This is a genomic window from Pseudomonas sp. GW821-FHT09C08, from assembly GCF_059418125.1.
Genome location: NZ_JBWKPG010000007.1, coordinates 13,377 through 33,681, shown reverse-complemented (window position 1 = coordinate 33,681; position 20,305 = coordinate 13,377). Strand labels below are relative to the sequence as shown.

General features: G+C 63.0%; 14 protein-coding genes and 2 pseudogenes. 7 read left to right on the top strand and 9 right to left on the bottom strand.

The window, feature by feature from the left end; genetic code table 11:
* Positions 1 to 24 precede the first annotated feature (24 nt).
* A complete protein-coding gene (locus tag AC07OJ_RS22815) occupies positions 25 to 909 on the top strand; it encodes a LysR family transcriptional regulator (protein ID WP_495095256.1) in 885 nt (294 codons plus the stop codon).
* 40 nt (positions 910 to 949) lie between these two features.
* Here the strand turns inward: AC07OJ_RS22815 and AC07OJ_RS22810 are convergent, their stop codons facing one another.
* The 4 genes and pseudogenes from AC07OJ_RS22810 to AC07OJ_RS22795 all read right to left on the bottom strand — a co-directional run bounded on the left by AC07OJ_RS22810 (position 950) and on the right by AC07OJ_RS22795 (position 3,341).
* Entirely contained in the window at positions 950 to 1,528 is a 579-nt protein-coding gene (locus tag AC07OJ_RS22810) for a flavin reductase family protein (protein ID WP_495095255.1), read from the bottom strand.
* 59 nt (positions 1,529 to 1,587) lie between these two features.
* Positions 1,588 to 2,016: pseudogene (locus tag AC07OJ_RS22805) on the bottom strand (methyl-accepting chemotaxis protein); the annotation flags it as partial.
* A gap of 111 nt (positions 2,017 to 2,127) precedes the next feature.
* Positions 2,128 to 2,814: pseudogene (locus AC07OJ_RS22800) on the bottom strand (PAS domain-containing protein); the annotation flags it as partial.
* Between the two features lie 194 nt (positions 2,815 to 3,008).
* On the bottom strand, positions 3,009 to 3,341 hold the full coding sequence (locus AC07OJ_RS22795) for a DUF2790 domain-containing protein (RefSeq protein ID WP_065900430.1): 333 nt from the start codon (positions 3,339 to 3,341) through the stop codon (positions 3,009 to 3,011).
* A gap of 225 nt (positions 3,342 to 3,566) precedes the next feature.
* Between AC07OJ_RS22795 and AC07OJ_RS22790 the strand changes: the two genes are divergently transcribed.
* The 3 genes from AC07OJ_RS22790 (at position 3,567) to AC07OJ_RS22780 (ending at position 7,336) form a co-directional block, all read left to right on the top strand.
* Positions 3,567 to 4,886, top strand: coding sequence for an OprD family porin (locus AC07OJ_RS22790; RefSeq protein ID WP_495095254.1), 1,320 nt, complete (start codon positions 3,567 to 3,569; stop codon positions 4,884 to 4,886).
* Between the two features lie 342 nt (positions 4,887 to 5,228).
* A complete protein-coding gene (locus AC07OJ_RS22785; protein WP_065900428.1) occupies positions 5,229 to 5,903 on the top strand; it encodes a heavy metal response regulator transcription factor in 675 nt (224 codons plus the stop codon).
* A complete protein-coding gene (locus AC07OJ_RS22780; protein ID WP_495095253.1) occupies positions 5,900 to 7,336 on the top strand; it encodes a heavy metal sensor histidine kinase in 1,437 nt (478 codons plus the stop codon). The genes AC07OJ_RS22785 and AC07OJ_RS22780 overlap by 4 nt, the downstream gene beginning before the upstream one ends.
* On the opposite strand, the gene AC07OJ_RS22775 is transcribed toward AC07OJ_RS22780, so the two are convergent.
* The 4 genes from AC07OJ_RS22775 to AC07OJ_RS22760 all read right to left on the bottom strand — a co-directional run bounded on the left by AC07OJ_RS22775 (position 7,251) and on the right by AC07OJ_RS22760 (position 13,786).
* Positions 7,251 to 10,406, bottom strand: a complete 3,156-nt coding sequence (locus AC07OJ_RS22775) for a CusA/CzcA family heavy metal efflux RND transporter (protein WP_495095252.1) — start codon at positions 10,404 to 10,406, stop codon at positions 7,251 to 7,253. The two genes, AC07OJ_RS22780 and AC07OJ_RS22775, sit on opposite strands and share 86 nt — an antisense overlap.
* Positions 10,407 to 10,424: 18 nt before the next feature.
* Positions 10,425 to 11,531, bottom strand: coding sequence for an efflux RND transporter periplasmic adaptor subunit (locus AC07OJ_RS22770; RefSeq protein ID WP_495095251.1), 1,107 nt, complete (start codon positions 11,529 to 11,531; stop codon positions 10,425 to 10,427).
* A gap of 18 nt (positions 11,532 to 11,549) precedes the next feature.
* On the bottom strand, positions 11,550 to 12,770 hold the full coding sequence (locus tag AC07OJ_RS22765; RefSeq protein WP_495095250.1) for a TolC family protein: 1,221 nt from the start codon (positions 12,768 to 12,770) through the stop codon (positions 11,550 to 11,552).
* A 110-nt stretch (positions 12,771 to 12,880) separates the two neighbouring features.
* Entirely contained in the window at positions 12,881 to 13,786 is a 906-nt protein-coding gene (locus AC07OJ_RS22760) for a cation diffusion facilitator family transporter (protein ID WP_495095249.1), read from the bottom strand.
* Positions 13,787 to 14,039: 253 nt separating this feature from the next.
* Here AC07OJ_RS22760 and AC07OJ_RS22755 point away from each other — a divergent pair, with 253 nt between their 5' ends.
* Positions 14,040 to 15,410 (top strand): GntT/GntP/DsdX family permease, encoded by a 1,371-nt coding sequence (locus tag AC07OJ_RS22755; protein WP_106805243.1) that lies wholly within the window; start codon positions 14,040 to 14,042, stop codon positions 15,408 to 15,410.
* A 3-nt stretch (positions 15,411 to 15,413) separates the two neighbouring features.
* Here AC07OJ_RS22755 and AC07OJ_RS22750 read toward each other — a convergent pair whose 3' ends face one another.
* Positions 15,414 to 16,703 carry an MFS transporter gene (locus AC07OJ_RS22750; protein WP_065900419.1) on the bottom strand — a complete coding sequence of 430 codons (1,290 nt, stop codon included), beginning with the start codon at positions 16,701 to 16,703 and terminating at the stop codon, positions 15,414 to 15,416.
* 185 nt (positions 16,704 to 16,888) lie between these two features.
* On the opposite strand from AC07OJ_RS22750, the gene AC07OJ_RS22745 reads away from it, so the two are divergent.
* Together AC07OJ_RS22745 and AC07OJ_RS22740 are read left to right on the top strand one after the other, a co-directional pair.
* Entirely contained in the window at positions 16,889 to 18,307 is a 1,419-nt protein-coding gene (locus AC07OJ_RS22745) for a short-chain fatty acid transporter (protein WP_065900417.1), read from the top strand.
* A 211-nt stretch (positions 18,308 to 18,518) separates the two neighbouring features.
* Complete coding sequence (locus AC07OJ_RS22740; RefSeq protein WP_495095248.1) at positions 18,519 to 20,219, top strand: acid phosphatase; 1,701 nt, start codon at positions 18,519 to 18,521, stop codon at positions 20,217 to 20,219.
* Positions 20,220 to 20,305: the final 86 nt, after the last annotated feature.

Here is a 20,305-nt window from a genome sequence, read left to right as displayed (position 1 = left end):
ACTCTTTCAGTAATGACTTTAATCATGAATCTGAACGCTGTTCGCCTGTTGGTCCGCGTGGCCGAAACCCGCAGTTTCACGCGCGCGGCCGCAGACCTGGGACTGACCCAGTCGGGCCTGTCTCGCGCCATTTCGCGCCTCGAACAGGAACTGGGCGTACGCCTGCTGCAACGCAACACCCGCAGCGTCAGCCTGACGCCCGACGGGCAGATGCTCTATGAGCGCAGCGCGCCGCTGTTGGCAGAATTGGCCGAGGCCGAAAAGCTGATGCTCGACCGCCGCAGCACCCCTTCCGGCCTGTTGAAGATCAGCACGCCCTCGCTGTTCGGGCGCAAGGTGGTCATGCCGGTGATCGGCGAACTGACCTTGCGTTACCCCGCGTTGCGCATCGAAGCAGTGATGACCGACCGCCTGGTGGACATCGTCGATGAAGGCTTCGACGCCCTCCTGCGCACCGGCGAGATCCAGGACCAACGCCTGATCGCCCGCCCGCTGGCGCCGTTGCGCTGGATCACGGTCGCCTCGCCGGCTTACCTGGCGCGCTTCGGTACACCGCACAGCGTCGACGAACTCAAGGACCACAACTGCCTGACCGTGCGCAATCTGCGCAACGGGCGCATGGTCGATTGGCAGTTCATGCTCGATGGCAAGGTGCAGGACGTGAGTGTCGAAGGGCGGCTGATCTTTGATATCGGTGATGCACTGGTCGACGGCGCCGTCGGTGGCTTCGGCATCGCCCAGGTCATGGACTTTGCCGTGCGCGACGACTTGGCCGCCGGGCGCCTGGTGCCGCTGCTGGAAAACTTCGCTGGCCGCCGCCGGGCGATCTCGCTGGTTTACCCGCCGTCCCGACAGTACTCGCCAAAACTGATGGCGTTTGCCGAAGCCCTCGGCCAGGCGCAATGGTAACCCTGCAGACGCAGGCACGCCGGCGCCTGCGGGGGCTGTCTCAAGGCAAGGTTTTACCGTCAATCGGCGCGCCGATGGTGAGGAAATGCCCACCCGCCACATGGTGCAAGGTGCGCAGCGAATCATGCCCTTCGAAGTGCCAGCGGCCGTCGCTGAACACGCGCTCGTCGGCATAAGCCGCCACCACTTCACCCAGGAACAGGTCGTAGGCCTGCTGGTTGTGCGGTTCGGGCAGCAGGCGGCATTCCAGCCAGGCCACACAGCCTTCCAGCAATGGCGCTTCTGTGTGTTCACCGCTGAAGGTGTGCAGGCCGTAGGCGGCAAATTTGTCCGTCTCAGAGCCGGTGGTGTTGCCGACGGTCTGGACCAGATCGACCTGGGCCACGCAAGGCACCTGCAGCACGAAGGTGCCGGCGCTTTCCAGCAGTTGGCGGGTCCAGGTGGCTTTGTCCAATACAACCGCGACTTTCGGCGGCTCGAAATCCAGCGGCATCGCCCAGGCGGCGGCCATGATGTTGCGCTGGCCGTTGTGGGCCGCGCTGACCAGCACGGTCGGCCCATGGTTGAGCAGGCGGTAGGCCTTGGACAGCGGAACGGGGCGGCGGTGAGTAGGGCTCATGGAGGATCGGCTCTTCAAGCGGAAAAAACCTACGATACCTCAAGCACAAGCCCCACGGCTCAGCTCGACAACTGGTTTGCGAATTGTCCCACTGCACTGACCACTTTTTGCGCACCGTCCTGGATTTCGACGATGACCGTGCCCGCCTCCGCCGCGAGGGCCAGGCCCTGCTCGGCTTGCAGACGGCCATCAGTCATCAGGGTTACCGCATCGCGGGCCATGTCCTGGTTCTGCCGCACCACGCCGACAATCTCCTCGGTGGCTTTGCTGGTACGTGACGCCAGCTGGCGCACCTCATCGGCCACCACCGCGAAACCACGCCCTTGTTCACCGGCGCGCGCCGCTTCAATGGCGGCGTTCAGCGCCAGCAAGTTGGTCTGCTCGGCGATGCCGCTGATGGTCTTGACGATGGTGCCGATCACTTGGGACTGGGCGTTGAGCGCCTCGATGCCCTCGCCGGCCTGTTGCATGTGCTTGGCCAGATCGCGCATCACGTCCACCGCCTGGGTCACCACCGTGGTACCGCGCTGGGCACTGCTGTCGGTGTGCAAGGACGTGCTGTAGGCAATGTTCGCAGCTTCAGCGACGGCCTGCTCCTGATTGACCTGGTCGGTGATCACCGTGGCGAACTTGACCACTTTGTACAGCCGGTCGTTGGCATCCAGCACCGGGTTGTAGGTGGCTTCCAGCCAAACCGTGCGGCCATGGCTGTCCACACGCTTGAAGCGCGCCGCGACGAACTCGCCGGCGTTCAAGCGCTTCCAGAAGTGTTGGTATTCGGCGCTGTTGTACTCTTCCGGCGCGCAGAACATACGGTGATGTTTGCCCTGGATCTGCGCCAGGCTGTAACCCATGCCGCCGAGAAAACGATCGTTGGCAGTGAGCACGTGCCCGCCCAGGTCAAACTCGATAACGGCGGTGGACCGCACCAACGCGGTGATCAGGTTTTCATGCTCGCGAGAGGCTTCGATCGTGCGGGTGAGGTCGCTGGAGTAGATCGAAAAATGCTTGATGCGCCCTTCCGAACTGCGCACCGGCTGCAAGATCGAGCGCAGCCACGCCTCCTGGCCATTGCCGCGCATCAGGCGCACGGTGCCGGCGAAATGCTCACCGCGCACCAGGGCGTTCTTGAAGCGGCGATGGAATTCATCATTGCGCACGTGATCGGGCACCAGGTCTTCGATCGGACGACCGAGAATGTTGCTCGACGCGTACACCAGTTCCTGCAGGAAGTTGGCGTTGGCCCACTCCACCCGGCCTTCGGCGTCCAGCGTCAGGCACAGCATTTCGCTTTCCAGGCTCTCCTTGACCTGTTGCAAGCTGGACAATTCTTCGCGAAGAGCCGACAGCTCCTGCTTCAAACGGGTGTTGAACATGGGGCACCGATGGTCATTTGGGGAGAGTGATCTGACCTGCATCGGCGCTGCCGGCGTTTTCTGAAGCGCTTTTTTGCGTGGGCCCCACTGTTTTTTTGGATCCATCAACTGCCGTTATTTCGGCACACACCCATCACTTGATATTCCAGGGTATTGAGATTGCCGCGGGAGTCTTCATAGGTCATGCGCGAGGGCACGGGATTGCACGCGCGGATCGGCGGCGTCACGTTGATCACCTTGGCAATGTCCAGTTTCATGCCGTAGCGATACGCCTGCACCTCGGGCGCCGGCTTGCCGTTTTTCACCGCGTAGTCGGCCATGGCTTTTTCATTGCGCTCCATCATCAACGCAAAAGTGCGATCACCGCCGCCTTCGGCCAATGCGCCCAATGACAGGCTTGCGGTAAATACACCCAGGGCGATTGCATAAAAGTTCATCACAGGTTCCTCGACTGAAAGTTCAGTGCCGAGACTAACCAGCGAACCCTGACGCGATGTTCACCAGAACATTACTTATTTGTTAGGTGGCCACCAGTTTCCAGAATTGTAATGTTGCCGCCACCCAGTCGTTATCCACGGTTTGCAACTATCAGCCCGGGCCAGATCAATAAGAACGCCCGCCTCCATAAGAAGCTGATCACTGCCAATACCGAGGAGCGAAACATGCGGATCCGTTATTACACCCTTCCCCTGTCACTGGTCGCCACGTTGCCGCTGGCCTCCGTGGCGGCCGAAGAAAAACCCGAAGGGTTTATCGAAGGCAGCAGCGTGAACGTGCTGGCGCGCAATTTCTATTTCAATCGCGATGACCGCAAGGGCCAGTCCAGCCCCACCGGCAACGGTTACTCCGAAGCCTGGGCCCAGGGGTTCATCGGTAAATTCGAATCCGGGTTCACCCAAGGCACGGTGGGGTTTGGCCTGGATGCGTTTGCCATGGTCGGCCTGAAACTCGACTCGGGCACCGGCCGCAGCGGTGGCAAAGGCTCGTTCGGCGTGCTGCCGGTGGACAGCGACAACCATCCCGAAGACAGCTACAGCAAGGTCGGCGGCGCGGCGAAATTGCGCGTGCTGGATACGGTGATCAAGGCCGGCGACGTATTCCCGCTGAACCCGGTGGTGGCCTATGGCGATTCGCGCCTGCTGCCGGAAAGCTTTCGTGGCGTGACCGTGCAAAACACCAGCCTGGAGGGCCTGAGCCTGCAGGGCGGGCGTTTGAGCGGCATGAGCCAGCCCAGCGAAAGCGGCATGGATAAAGGCTTTGCAACGTTTTATGCAGGCAAGGTCGACTCGCCCTGGATCAGCTATTTCGGCGGCGACTACAGCCTCAACCAGCACCTCAGCTTCAGCCTCTACAGCAGCCGCCTGAAAGACGCCTGGGACCAGTATTACGCGGGCAGCGCCGCCAGCTACCCACTGACCGACGACGTCTCGCTGTTCGGCGACGTCAACCTTTACAAGGCCGTGGATGAAGGCAAAAAGCTGCTCGGCGAATTCGACAACACCATCTGGAGCGCCAGGCTCGGCGTCAAGGTCGGCGCCCACAGCCTGGCCGTGTCGCACCAGCGCAACAACGGTGATGACGACTTCGATTACCTGCGCCAGTCGGATTCGATCTTCCTCAACAACTCGATCCAGTACAGCGACTTCAACTCCCCCAAGGAGCGCTCGTGGATGCTGCGCTACGACCTGGACATGCAGCCTTTCGGCATTCCCGGCCTGTCGTTCATGACCCGCTACGGCAAGGGCACCGGCGCCGACTACAGCGACGCCAACGCGGTGTATATGCGCCGCGATGCGGCCGGCAATCCACTCACCGACCAGCGTCGCTGGGAGCGGGATGTCGAGGCCAAGTACGTGGTGCAAAGTGGCACGCTGAAGGACTTGTCGCTGCGCCTGCGCCAGGCCACGGTGCGCTCCAGTGCGTTCGAATCCGACCTGGAGGAAGTTCGCCTGATTGCCGAATACCCGCTGGTGGCGCTGTGAGTCGTTACAGTCGTTCGCGGTTAACTAACATCTGTTCACAAATAGCCAGGTATCAGAACTGTAATATTGGGCCCACCTTCCCGTTAAGTTGAACTTCTTATAGTGGACTCAACGCGTCATACACCGAGCACATTCATCTCTGAAGCTTTTGTGTAGCTCCTTTGGAAAGAGATGGATTTTTAACGCCCCGGTCGGGGCGTTTTTTTTGCGCACGCCCTTATGCGGCCGATGGTCGCAGTTGACCCTGAAGCGACTTCACGGTTGAGAATTTTCCCCTACCCCGAACACGTCATTCCATAAGGACATGGACCTCCCCTCTGGTAAAAAAAAGGTAAACCCCCCATGCGTATCCTTGTGGTTGAGGACGAGCAGAAAACCGCTGACTACTTGCAACAGGGCCTGACCGAAAGTGGCTATGTCGTCGATTGCGCGGCCAGCGGCATCGATGGCCTGCACCTGGCCAGGCAGCACACTTATGAACTGGTGATCCTCGACGTGAACCTGCCCAACACCGACGGTTGGGAGGTGCTGGAACAGCTGCGCCGCGACGGCAATCAACGCGTGATGATGCTGACCGCACGCGGCCGGCTGGCCGACAAGATCAAGGGCCTGGACATGGGCGCCGATGATTACCTGGTCAAGCCCTTCGAGTTTCCCGAACTGCTGGCCCGTGTGCGCACGTTGCTGCGGCGCAGCGAGCACATCCCGTTGCCGGACGTGCTGCGTGTCGCGGACCTGGAGCTGGACCCGCGCCGCCATCGCGCCTATCGCGGCAACCGGCGGATCGACCTGACCACCAAGGAGTTCGCCTTGCTGCACGTGTTGATGCGCCAGGCCGGCGAAGTGATGACTCGCACGCAGATCATCTCCCTGGTGTGGGACATGAACTTCGACTGCGACACCAACGTGGTGGAAGTCTCCATCAGTCGCCTGCGCGGCAAGGTCGATGACCAGAGCGAGGTCAAGCTGATCCACACCATTCGCGGCGTCGGCTACGTGCTGGAGGCACGCCCATGAGGACCAGCAGCCTGTCGATGCGCCTGGGGCTGACGGTCAGCCTGATGGGCGCGGGCCTGGTCGTGCTGTTGGCGACCCTGGCTTACCTGGCGCTGACCCACGAGCTGGAAAAGCTCGCGCGCAAGGGCCTGGAAAACAAACTGGAGCAACTGGAACACAGCCTCGGCCAGGACCTCAAGCCGCACGATATTGCCGCCCGCCCCCATTCGCTGCTCGACCTGGTGATGGGCCACGACAACATCTACCTGACCATCATCGGCGGCGCCCCCGATGCACCAGTGCTGCTCAGCGTCGGTGCCAAGCCCCAGCAACCGCTGTTGCTCGACGTGCCCGCCGGCAAGACCCTGGCCTACCTCAATTGGGTGGATGGGCGCGGCAATCGCATCCTCAGTGCCACGCGGCTGATGCCGTTGCGCAGCGGCGAAAATGTGCGCGTGCTGCTGTCGCTGGACCGCTCCGATGATGAGGCCCTGCTCAGTGCCTACCTGCGCTCCACGGTGATCGCGCTGCCGATGCTGCTGCTCCTGATCGGCATGGGCGCCTGGTGGCTGGTGCAACGTGGGCTCGCGCCGCTGCAGCAGTTCAGCCGCGTGGCAGCCAAGGTCAGTACCCAGGACCTGACGCACCGTTTGTCGCTGGACAACCTGCCCAAGGAGTTGGGCGAGCTGGCCGAAGGCATCAACTTCATGCTGCATCGCCTCGACGCCGGTGTGCAGCAGCTGTCGCAATTCTCCGATGACCTCGCCCACGAACTGCGCGCGCCACTGACCAACCTGATGGGCAAGGCCCAGGTGACCCTGTCCCGCGACCGTCCCGGCGAGGCCTACAAGGCCGGGCTGGAATCCTGCGCCGAGGAAATGGAACGCCTGTCGCGCATCGTCTCCGACATGCTGTTTCTCGCCCAGGTCAGCCACCCCGCTGCACGGGCGGGTTTCGACGCGGTGTCGCTGGGTGCCGAAGCGCAGCGGGTCATGGCGCTGTTCGCCCTGAGCGCCGAAGACAAACGCGTGAGCCTGAGCCTGCGCGGCGACGCCTGGGTCAAGGGCGATCGCCTGATGATCCAGCGGGCGATTTCCAACCTGCTGTCCAACGCGATTCGCCATACGCCCGAGGGCTCCACGGTGTTGCTGCTGGTGGAAAGCTACGACCACAGCGTCTCGCTGTCGGTGGGCAACCCCGGCCGTGGCATCGAAGCTCACCACCTGCCACACCTGTTCGAACGCTTTTACCGCGCCGACAGCAGCCGAACCCGCGCCGAGGGCGGCACCGGGCTGGGGCTGGCCATCGTGCAGTCGATCATGCGCCTGCATCAGGGGCACGCCGACGTCAGCAGCCAGCCCGGGCGCTTTACGCGCTTTGACCTGGTGTTTCCTCTTCCTTGCGATGCGCCCACTGGTACAGCGCCGGCAGCACCAGCAAGGTCAGTAGCGTAGAAGAGATAATCCCGCCGATCACCACCGTTGCCAACGGGCGCTGCACTTCGGCGCCGGTGCCGGTGGCCAGGGCCATGGGGATGAACCCGAGGGAGGCCACCAGCGCAGTCATCAACACCGGGCGCAAACGGGTCAACGCGCCTTCGTGGATCGCCACCGACAACGAACGCCCCTCCTCGCGCAGGTTGCGGATGAAGGCAATCATCACCAACCCGTTGAGCACCGCCACGCCGGACAAGGCAATAAAGCCCACCCCCGCCGAGATCGACAGCGGAATATCCCGCAGCCACAGCGCCATGATCCCACCGGTCAAGGCGAACGGAATCCCGGTGAACACCAGCAGCCCGTCCTTGAGGTTGTTGAACATCATGAACAGCAACCCGAACACCAGCAGCAGGGCGACCGGCACCACGATGCGCAAGCGCTCGGAGGCTTCCTTCAACTGCTCGAACTGGCCACCCCAGGTGGTCCAGTAACCCGCCGGCACTTTCACCTGCGCGCTGATCGCCGTTTCGGCCTCTGCCACGAACGAGCCAATATCACGCCCACGCACGTTGGCGCTGACGATCACCAGGCGCTTGACATTTTCGCGGCTGATCTGGTTCGGGCCGAGGACCAGGTCCAGGCTGGCAACCTGGGACAAGGCGATAAATCCCAACTGTCCGGCCGCGTTACCCGCCAGCGCCGGCACCGGAATCAACAGCCGCGACAGGCCGTCGATATCGGTGCGCAGTGCGTCGGACAAACGCACGACCATGTCAAAACGACGGTCACCTTCGTACAACGTACCGGCCTGGCGCCCTCCCACGGCAACCGCAATGGTGTCCTGCACATCGCCGACATTCAGGCCAAAGCGCGCGGCCTTGTCACGGTCGATATTGATGGTCAGCACCGGCAGGCCGGAGGTCTGTTCCACCTTCACCTCCGAGGCGCCCTCGAGCTTTTGCAGGGTCTCGGCGATTTCCCCGGCCGTCGCGTTCAGCACCGCCATGTCATCGCCGAAGACCTTCACCGCCACGTCGCTGCGCACCCCGGATATCAGCTCGTTGAAACGCAGCTGGATCGGTTGCGACAGTTCATACGCACTGCCCGGCACAATCGCACTGGCGCGCTGGATATCGGCGATCAGGGTTTCGCGGGACTTGTTCGGGTCCGGCCATTGGTCCTTCGGCTTGAGCATCACATAGCTGTCGGAAATGTTCGGCGGCATCGGGTCCGAGGCAATTTCGGCGGTGCCGGTACGCGCAAATACCCGCAGGATTTCCGGCACCTGGGCCATCAGGGTTTTTTCCAGTTGCTGCTGCATCTGCACCGATTGCGTCAGGCTGGTGCCGGGCACGCGCAAGGCCTGCTGGGCAAAGTCGCCTTCGCTGAGGCTGGGGATAAATTCGCTGCCCATGCGGCTGGCTACCCAGCTCGAGGCGAGGATTGTCAACACGGCCAGGCCGAACACCAGCGGACGACGCCCCATCACCCAATCCAGGACTGGCGCATACGCCCGGCGCGCGGTGCGCATCACCAGGTTTTCTTCCTCCTTGACCTTGCCGGTGACGAACAGGGCAATCGCGGCCGGCACAAAGGTCACCGACAGAATCATCGCACCCAGCAAGGCAATCACCACGGTGAAGGCCATGGGGTGGAACATCTTCCCGGCCACGCCGGTGAGCGCGAAGATCGGCAGGTACACGACCATGATGATCAGTTGCCCGAAGATCAACGCGCGGCGGGCCTCCTTGGCAGCGGCAAACACTTCATGCAGGCGCTCGCTGCGGGTCAGCTGGCGGCCGTGACGCTGCTGCGCATGGGCCAGGCGGCGGATGGCGTTTTCGACGATCACCACCGCGCCATCGACAATAATGCCGAAGTCCAGCGCACCGAGACTCATCAGGTTGGCGCTGACCCGGTTGGTGAACATCCCGGTAAAGGTGAACAGCATCGCCAGGGGAATCACCATCGCGGTGATCAGCGCCGTACGGATATTGCCCAGAAACAGGAACAACACCGCCACCACCAGCAGCGCACCTTCGAAGAGGTTTTTCTTGACGGTGGCGATGGCTTTTTCGACCAGGTTGGTGCGGTCATACACGGTGACGGCCACCACCCCTGCGGGCAGCGAGCGATTGATGCTCTCGAGTTTTTTCGCCACCGCCTGGGAAACGCTGCGACTGTTCTCGCCAATCAACATGAACACCGTGCCCAGCACCACTTCACGGCCGTTTTCGGTGGCCGCGCCGGTGCGCAATTCACGGCCGATCTCGACCTGGGCGACATTGCGCACCCGGATCGGCGTACCCTCCACGCTCGTGATGACGATATTGGCGATGTCGTCGATGGACGCCACTTGTCCCGGCGCCCGGATCAACAACTGCTCGCCGCTGCGCTCGATATAACCGGCGCCGACGTTGGCATTGTTGCGTTCAAGCGCCGTGACCAGGTCGCTCAAGGTCAGGTTGTAGGCCGCCAGGCGCTTGGGGTCGGGGGCGATCTGGTATTCCTTGGCAAAGCCGCCGATGGTGTTGATCTCGGCCACACCGGGCACGTTGCGCAGTTGCGGCTTGATGATCCAGTCCTGGATCACCCGCAGGTCCGTCGGCGTGTACGGCGTGCCGTCTTCCTTGAGAGCGCCGTCTTCGGCCTCGACGGTCCACAGGAAAATTTCGCCGAGGCCGGTGGAGATCGGCCCCATCGCGGTCTCGATGCCGGCCGGCAATTGTTCGCGAGCGGTTTGCAGGCGCTCATTGACCAACTGGCGGGCGAAGAACAGGTCGGTGCCGTCCTTGAAAATCACCGTCACCTGCGACAGGCCCGAGCGCGACAGCGAGCGGGTCTGCTGCATGCCGGGCAACCCGGCCATGGCGGTCTCGATGGGAAAGGTGATGCGCTGCTCGGTTTCCAGCGGCGAAAACCCCGCCGCCGCCGAGTTGATCTGCACCTGCACGTTGGTGATGTCGGGCACCGCGTCGATCGGCAGTTTCTGATAGCTGGCGATGCCGACACCGGCCATCAACAGCACCGCCAGCAGCACGATGATGCGCTGCTCGATGGCGAATTGGATAAGGCGCTCAAACATGAGAAATCACTCGCGGGATCAATGGGCGTGCTCGGCCGAGCCCTTGCCCAGTTCGGACTTGAGGATGAAGCTGCCAACCGTGGCCACTTGCGCCCCGGCATCGAGGCCTTGGCGCACTTCGACGTAGCCGTTTTCACTCAGGCCGAGTTCGAGATGGCGCGTGATAAAACCGTCCGGGGTACGCACGAATACGGACGGTTTGTCCTCGACGGTCTGGATCGCCGTTTGCGGCACGGTGACCTTGGCCTGGTAGGTGTCGGTGGCCAGTTGCACCGTCACGAACAGCCCAGGGCGCCAGGCGTCGTCGGGGTTGGGCACCGTCACACGCACGGTGGCGGTGCGCGTCTGCTCGCCGAGTAAATTGCCGACATAAGCCACGCTGCCGAGTACCTCGGTGCCCATTTCGGTGGAGCTGACTTTCACCGGTTTGCCGAGCCGGACCTTGTTCAGATCCTTGGGAAACACGCCGAAGGTGACCCACACCTGGGACAGGTCCGAGAGGGTGAACGCGTTGCTGGTTTCGCTGACCACCTCGCCGACACCCAGGTGTTTTTCCACCACCACCCCGGCGAAAGGCGCCCGCAATTCATAGCGGTTGCCGCCCACCAGCACGGCGCTGCCGCTGAGGGCCGTCATCTTCTGGCGGGCATTGTTCAGGGCGATTTCGGCCTCTTGCAGGGTTTGGCGCGCCAGCAGGTAGTCCTGCTCGGCGGAAATCTTGTCCTGCCACAATTGCCGCTCGCGCTGGAAGGTCGTGCGCGCCAGCTCGACCCGCCGCTCACTGGCGGCCAGCTCACTGCGCTGATCGGAAATCTGCTGGCTGGCGATCACCGCCAGCAGCTCGCCTTTCTTCACCGATTGCCCGAGATTGACCCGCACCGACTCCACTACCCCGGCCGCACGCGGCACGATATGCGAGGTGCGGTCCTCGTCGAAACGCACCTCTCCCGGCAGCGTCAGCAACGTGCTGATCTGTCGGGGCTGGGCCTGGACGAGCTGAATGCCGGCTGCTTCGATTTGCTGCTCGGTGAGTTCAAGTTTGCCTTCCTCTTCCTCGGCGCCGGCCACGCCAGACAGCATCAGGCCCAGGGCGACGGCAAGCGCCACGCCGTGTCGTTTGTTCATAAGCCACTCCAGAAAAAATCAAAACCGGGCGAGGTCGCCGTAAATCCGTTCGATACGCACCCAGGCCTCAGTGGCCTGGGCGGTTGCCGTGAGGTATTGGGTGCGGGCCGCAATCAGCGTGCGCTGGGCGTCCAGCACCTCGAGGAAGTTGAACTTGCCCATTTCAAAGCCCCGCGTGGCACTGTCCACCGCGCTTTGCGCAGCCGGCAGGATCTGCTGGTTGAACGCGCGCACTTCGGTATTGGCGGTGCGCCACAGGTCCAGGGCCTGGCGGATTTCGGTGCGCAAGCGCAGTTCGGCGGCGTTACGCAGGTCGCGGGCCTGGTCGGCGCGGCGGCTGGCAGCGAGGACATTGCCCTGGTTGCGATTGAACAGCGGGATCGGCATCGACACGCCCACCAGGTTGACCCGCTCGCGCACGCTGGCGTCGTACTGGCTGCCGATGGACACATCCAGGTCGGGAATACGCTGGGCTTTTTCCAGGCCCACGCTGGCTTCGTTCTGCAGGATCTGCAGCTCGGCCAGGCGCAACTCGGCGGTCTGTTCCAGGAGCGCGAGCAATTGATTCGCGGAGGGTAATGAAGGGGTGGACTGAGGCTGTGTGGCGACGGCCTGGAAGTCGGTCGACGCGCTGCCGGTACTCGCGGCCAGACGGCGGTAGGCGTCGGTGAGGCCCATCTGCGCGCGGTTGAGTTCGAGGCGGATCTCTGACAGTTGCACCTGGGCGCGCGTGGCCTCCACCGGCGACGACTTGCCAGCGCTGACGCGGCCGTTGGCGACCACCAGGCCACGCTCGGCCAATGCCATGGAACGTTGCGCCAGGTCGAGGCGTTCCTGGGCGCGAAGGGCGCCGTAATAGCTGTCGATCACCTCGGCGCGCAGCGTGTTGCGCCGCTGCTCCAGGGTCAGCGCTGCGGCGTCCTGGGCGCGCGTGGCCACGTCAATGCGCGCACCGCGCTTGCCGCCCAACTCGAGGGTCTGGCTCAGTTTGATCGTGGTGGTGCGCGTATCGCGCCGCGTGTCTTCGGCATCCCAGGACGCCACCGGGTTGGGGATCAAGCCCGCCTGCTGGCGACCGCCTTCGGCGATGTCGATGTCCCACTGCGCGGCGGCAAGGTCGGGGTTGTTGGCGAAGGCGGTTTGCAGGGCTGCATCGAGGGTGAGGGTCTGCGCCTGGGCCACCGCAGCGACGCCCCACAACGCCACCGCCCCCAACAGTGTTCTAACAGAAATTGCCATAACGAAAGTTCCACGCCCATGAAGTCGCTGAGGTTTCCCAGCGGGGGGCAATGTAGCTTTCGGTACTTATCAGGGCGGTGGGCAGAACATTACAAATCCGTTAGCCAGGATCAGGCGTGCACCTCGTCATGTTCGTCATGTGCAAAACCGTCGCCTTCGACTTGGACGGTGGCGTGGGAAATATCGAATTGTTCATGCAGCATTTCCGTCACCTGGCTGAGGATCTTGTGCTCAGTGTCCAGCGCCGAATCGGTCACCAGATGTGTGCTCAGCACGTTTTTGCCGCTGGTCAGCGCCCAGATGTGCAGGTCATGCACATCCTTGACCCCGGGAATGGCGCGAATGGCCTGCTCCACCTGGTCGATATCGATACCGTCCGGCACGCCTTGCAGCAGTACATTCATGCTTTCCTTGAGCAAGCTCCAGGTGCGCGGCAGTACCCAGAAGCCGATGGCTGCCGCCACCAGCGAGTCGACCCAACCCCAGCCCGTCAACATGATCACCACCGCCGCGATCATCACGCCGATGGAGCCGAGCATGTCGCTCCAGACTTCCAGGTAGGCGCCCTTGACGTTCAAGCTCTCGCCGCTGGCACCGCTGAGCAGGCGCATGGCGATCAGGTTGACGATCAGCCCCAGCACCGCAATCACCAGCATGCCGGTGGACTGGATTTGCGCAGGCGCCTGTAGCCGTTGATAGGCCTCATACAGAATGTAAAACGCCACGGCGAAAAGCAGCAGTGCATTGAAAGCGGCTGCCAGGATTTCAAACCGCGCATACCCAAAGGTGCGCTTGCGGTCGGCGGCGCGCTTGGCGACCTGAATGGCCACCAGGGAAATCGCCAGGGCCAGGGCGTCGGTCATCATGTGGGCTGCGTCGGACAGCAGCGCCAGGCTACCGGTGACAAAGGCGCCGATGACTTCGGCAATCATGAAGCTGGTGGTCAGCCCCAGGGCGAACCATAACTTGCGCTCGTGACCCGCGCGGACTTGGGCGTGGCTGTGTCCTGCACTCATGAGCAACCCTCGTGATGTTGTTGGCGGCAGGCGCTGGCGTGCCGGCTCCCACAGGTGTGTGGGTGAGCATAGAGCTATAGGCCCGACTCATTGCCATAGGTTGCACAATTGTCATCGGCGGGCCATTGGCACGTTATTGTCGAGCGCACCAAAATCGCACAGGTACGCTCTGGAACCGTTGTATCAGGTATGCTTTTCGAGCAGGAAACAAAAAGAAACAACTTTCCCAACCTGTTCGATAAGGAGTCCCGTTTTGGAGTTATCGACTGCCGCGTGGATGGTTCACGACACCCGCCTTATGTTCTGCGTCCTGTTGGCCATCGCCAGCATCATCGTGCTGATCAGCGCGACCAAGTTGCCACCATTTCTGTCGATCCTGATCGGCACCTTTATCGCCGGGGTCGGTGCCGGACTGCCGCCGGAAGAAGTGGCCAAGGCCTTCAGCAAAGGCGCCGGGGCGATCCTCGGTGAAGCCGGGATTATCATTGCCCTGGGCTCGATGCTCGGCGCACTGATGGCGGAATCCGGCGCCGCCGACCGCATCGCCACCACCCTGCTGGGGTTGGGCAAGGGCAAGTCGCTGCCATGGGTGATGGCGCTGGTGGCGATGGTGATCGGCCTGCCGTTGTTCTTCGAAGTGGGCCTGGTGATGATGGTGCCGATCATCTTTGTGATGGCCAAGCGTTCGAACCAGCCGCTGCTGAAAATCGCCATCCCGGCACTGGCGGGCATGACCACCCTGCACGCCTTGATGCCACCGCACCCCGGGCCGCTGATTGCAGTGAGCGCGTTGCACGCCGACCTCGGCCTGACCATGCTGCTGGGCTTCTGCCTGGCGGTGCCGGCGGTGATCCTCGCCGGCCCGCTCTACGGCAACTGGCTGTCCAAGCGCCTGCACGTGGATGAGCCGGCCGACATCGGCGCACTGTTCAGTGCACCGCCCAAGGCGCCGCGCCAGCCGAGTTTTGGCGTGTCGCTGTTGATCATCCTGTTGCCGGTGATTCTGATGCTCGGCAGCACCTTGGCCAAAGTCGCCCTGCCGGCGGAAAGCACCGTGGGCCTGACCCTGAAATTCCTTGGTGAACCGCTGATCGCCCTCGGCCTCGCGGTGATAGCCGCGGTGATCTGCCTGGGCTGGGCCGCCGGCATGCCGCGCGCCGAAGTCGGCAACACCCTGCGCAAGGCCCTCGCGCCCATCGCCGTGTTGCTGCTGACCATCGGCGCCGGCGGCGGCCTCAAGCAAACCCTGCTCGACGCCGGCGTCAGCCAGACCATCAGCAAAGTCGCCGAAGGCGCCCACATGCCGTATCTGTTGCTGGCCTGGTTGATTGCCGTGGCGTTGCGCCAGGCCACCGGCTCGGCGACGGTCGCCACGACCACCACCGCCGGTATCCTTGCGCCGATGATGGCCGGGTTGGCCGCCACCCAGAGTTCATTGGTGGCACTGGCGATTGGCGCCGGCTCGGTGTTCTTCTGCCACGTCAACGACGCCGGGTTCTGGATGGTGCGTGAGTACTTTGGCCTGCAGTTGAAGCAGACGATCTGGGTGTGGTCGGTGTTGCAGACGATTGTGTCGGTCGTCGGCCTGATCGGTACCCTGCTGCTCTGGCACTTTTTGACCTGAGTTTCAGCCAACCAGGGTGTGGCGCTTGCCAAACAGCGCCACACTTCCCACCCCCACTGCGCCCATCACCACGCAATACCCCACGCAAATCCACGGGCTGGTCGGCATCAGCGCAATCAGCAGCAGCGGCGTAGTGCTCGCCCACAGTGCATAGGCGATGTTGTAGGTGAAGGAAATTCCCGACACCCGCACCGGCGCCGGAAACAGCCCGACCATCACCGACGGCACCGCGCCCACCACCCCGCAACTCAAGCCCGCCACGGCGTAGGCCGCGCCGAGCCACACGCCCCCGTTGATCAGGCTGGCGTAGAGCAGCGCGACCCCCAGCGGCAGCAACACGCTGTAGACCCGCACCGCGCGCCAGGCACCGATGCGGTCCACCAGCAGGCCGGCGAGGATGCAGCCGATGTTCAGGAAGACGATGCCCAGCGCGCTCAAGGCGAAGGTGTGGCTGGGGCTCATGCCAAAGGTTTTCTGCATCATGGTCGGGGTGATGACCACCAGCACGACCACGGCCGAGGTGAGCACGCAGGTGAGGACCATCGCTGGCAGCAGCACGGCGCGATGGTCGCGCAATACCGTGCGCAGCGGCAGTTCGGCAGCCGCGTGGCGGCGGGCCTGCATTTCGAGGAATACCGGGGTTTCACTCAGCCAGCGGCGCAGCCACACGCCAATCACGCCGAACACACCGCCGAGCAGGAAGGGAAAACGCCAGGCGTAGTCGAGGATTTCGGCCGGGGTGAAGACTTGCGCCAGCAGCGTCGCGGTCAGCGCACCGAGCAGGTAGCCAAAGGTCAGGCCGGCCTGCAGGAAGCCCAAGGCGTAGCCGCGATGGTGCGGCGGCGCGTGCTCGGCGACGAACGTCCAGGCGCTGGGGACTTCACCGCCGACCGCGGCACCTTGCAGCACCCGCAGCACCAGCAGGATCAGCGGCGCGAAATAACCGATTTGCGCGTAGGTGGGCATGATCCCGATCAGCAGGCAGGGCAACGCCATCATCAGGATGCTCAGGCTGAACACGCGCTTGCGTCCCAAGTGATCGGCAAAGTGCGCCATCAGGATGCCGCCCAGCGGGCGTGCCAGGTAGCCGGTCACGAAGATCCCGAAGCTTTGCAGCAGGCGCAGCCACTCGGGCATTTCCGGCGGGAAAAACAGCTGGCTCAGGGTCAGCGCGAAGAATACGAAGATGATGAAGTCGTAGATTTCCAGCGCGCCACCGAGGGCGGCCAGGCCCAGGGTTTTGTAGTCGGAGCGGGAAAAACGCTGCGCCTGTGGAGAAAAGGTGGCAGTCATGTGATGGCTCGGCAGACAAACAAAATGGCGTGCAGGTTATGAGCTGGGCCGGATGATGGCAATCGCGGCAGATATATTTGTTTTCCTCATGGATCGATGAAGATAACTGCATTCCCATATGAATGGCCGTAGCGGAACATGCCGTAAAACTGCCAACACCATAATAAATACAAGAGGAAAGACTCGTGGCCGATGCTATCGAAGAAAGCCGCTATGCCCGATTTGCCCTGCGTTGTTCCAATTTCGCCGAACGCTGGTTCCCCGACTCCTGGGTGTTCGCCGCCCTCGCCGTGATCATCGTCGCCGTGGCGACCCTGGGCATGGGCGCCGCGCCGACCGAGGCCGCCAAGGCGTTTGGTGATGGGTTCTGGAGCCTGATTCCGTTCACCATGCAGATGGCCTTCGTGGTGATCGGCGGCTACGTGGTTGCCAGCTCGCCGCCGGCGGTCAAGCTGATCGACCGCCTGGCGCGCATCCCGAAGAACGGCCGCTCCGCCGTGGCCTGGGTGGCGTTGATTTCGATGGTGGCGTCGCTGCTCAACTGGGGCCTGTCCCTGGTGTTCGGCGGTTTGCTGGTGCGCGCACTGGCGCGTCGTACGGACTTGCGCATGGACTACCGCGCAGCCGGTGCGGCGGCCTATCTGGGCCTGGGCGCAGTGTGGGCGCTGGGGCTGTCGTCGTCGGCCGCGCAACTGCAGGCCAACCCGGCCAGCTTGCCGCCGTCGATCCTGTCGATCACCGGGATGATCCCGTTCACCGAGACCATCTTCCTGTGGCAATCCGGCGTGTTGCTGCTGGCGCTGATCGTGGTCTCGCTGATCATCGCCTACGCCACCGCCCCGGGCCCGAACAGCGCGCGTGACGCCAAGGCCTGCGGCGTCGACCCGGCCTTCAACCTGCCCAAGCCGCAGCCTCCCACTCGCCCGGGCGAATGGCTGGAACACAGCCCGTTGCTGACCATCCTGCTGGCGCTGCTGGCGGCCGGCTGGCTGTTCCATGAGTTCTCGACCAAACCGGCGATCAGTGCGATCTCCGGGCTGAACACCTACAACTTCCTGTTCATCATGGTCGGCGCCCTGCTGCACTGGCGCCCGCGCAGCTTCCTCGACGCAGTGGCCCGCGCCGTGCCGACCACCACCGGGGTACTCATCCAGTTCCCGCTGTACGGCTCGATCGCCGCCCTGATGACGGTGGTCAAGGGCGGCGACGGCCAGACCCTGGCGCACCATATCTCGACTTTCTTCACCTCCATCGCCTCCCATGACACCTACGCCCTGCTGATGGGCGTGTACTCGGCGGTGCTGGGCTTCTTCATCCCGTCGGGCGGCGGCAAGTGGATCATCGAAGCGCCCTACGTGATGCAAGTGGCCAATGACCTGCAATACCACCTCGGCTGGTCGGTGCAGATCTACAACGCGGCCGAGGCGCTGCCGAACCTGATCAACCCGTTCTACATGCTGCCGCTGCTCGGGGTATTGGGGCTGAAAGCGCGAGACTTGATCGGCTTTTCGTTCGTGCAACTGCTGGTACACACGCCGCTGGTGTTGTTCCTGCTATGGGCACTCGGGACGACGCTGAAATATCTCCCCCCCGTCATGCCGTAGGTCACAGCTACAAGCTTCAAGCTTCAAGCCTCAAGCCTCAAGCCTCAAGCCGCAAGCCTCACGCTGGTAGCTTGTAGCTTGTAGCTTGTAGCTTGTAGCTTGCAGCTTGTAGCTTGCAGCTTGCAGCTTGCAGCTGCCTTAATTCCGTCACATTGCGTTGCTACCGTCCTGCGAAATATCTTGCAACAATCTCCCGCAAGGACTCCCCGCAATGAGTGACGAGCACGAAGACCGCCCTGCCCCAGATTCCGCAGCCCAACCGCCGGTAGACACCAGCCGCCGGCGCTTCCTAGGGGGCGCGGCGGTATTGGGGGTCGGCGCGACCTTGAGTGCTTGTGGCAATACCGGCGAAGCCCCGGGCAAGCCGGTGACGCGGCCACTAACCCCGCAGGAGTTGGATAAGGCGTTGCGCGACCAGGTGAAAACCGTGGTGGTGATCTACGCCGAGAACCGCAGCTTCAACAACCTGTTTGCGGATTTCCCCGGCCTGGAGAAACCGCTGTCGGCCCTTTCCGCCGCCCAATACCAGCAGCGCGATCGCGATGGCAACCTGTTGACCACCCTGCCCCCGGCTTGGGGCGGCGTGCTGCAAGTCGGCCCGCAAAGCGTGGATGGGGTGACTTATCCCAACGAGGTGCAGTTCCAGGAAAACCTGCCCAACGCGCCGTTCGCCCTCAAGGGTCCGAACGCCGAGGACCTGCCCCTGAGCCTGGTCACTCGCGACTTGTGGCACGTGTTCTACCAGAACCAGATGCAGATCAACGGCGGCAAGAATGACGGTTTCGTCGCCTGGGGCGATTCCGGTGGCCTGGTGATGGGCCATTACGCGCAAAGCCGCTATTCCCTGCGCCTGTGGGACGTGGCCAAGGAGTTCGTGCTCTGCGATAACTTCTTCCAGGGCGCGTTCGGCGGCTCGTTCCTCAACCACCAATACCTGATCAGCGCCACTGCGCCGTTTTATCCGAATGCCGCGCAATCGGTGGCCAAGGCGCAGATTGCCACGCTGCAAAGCGAGGATCCCACCGACCCGCGCCTCAAGCCGCTGGACAAGTCCCCGGCCAGCACCATGACCGGCCCGCCGCAGTTCGGCCCCAGTGCGCTGACGCCGGACGGCTACGGCGTAAACACCCTGGCTCCGCCCTACTGGCCAACCTGGATCCGCGACCCGGAAAACCCGGACTATTCCAAACCCGACCTGCCCAACGTGCTGGTGCCGCAAACCCACGAGCACATCGGCGACAAGCTGTCGAAAAAGAACATCGACTGGGCCTGGTACGCCGGCGCCTGGCAGGCCACGCTGGAGCAGTTCAAGGATTCGGGCGGCATTCCGAAAATCCCCAACTTCCAGTACCACCACCAGCCGTTCAACTACTTCAAGCAGCAAGGCCCCGAGCACCGCGCAGAGCGTGACAAGCGTCTGCGTGACGGCGGCTTGGGCGATGAGTCCAGCACCAACAAGTTCTTCGCCGACGCCCAGGCGGGCAAGCTGCCGGCCGTGAGTTTCTACAAGCCCCAGGGCAACCTGAATATGCACGCCGGCTATGCCGACGTGGCCTCTGGCGACCGGCATATCGCCCGTGCGTTGAAGGTGCTGCAGGAAAGCCCACAGTGGAAAAACATGGTGGTGGTGGTGACGGTCGATGAAAACGGCGGCTGGTGGGACCACGTGGCGCCGCCCAAGGGCGACCGCTGGGGCCCGGGCACGCGGATTCCGGCACTGGTGGTCTCGCCCTTTGCACGCAAAGGCACGGTCGACCATACGGTCTACGACACCGCGTCGATCCTGCGGCTGATTACGCGGGTTTTCCAGTTGGAGACGCTCGACGGTCTCAAGCAGCGCGATGACGCGATGATCGCCCGCGGCCAGAAACCCATGGGTGACCTGAGTAATGCATTGCAGTTCAACGTGTAGGTTTCTTATCCAATAGCGACACGCCTGGCGATTTAGCACGCGTTTTCCTGGTCAGCCGCTACTGTTTGAAGGGTGGCGCTTTCATC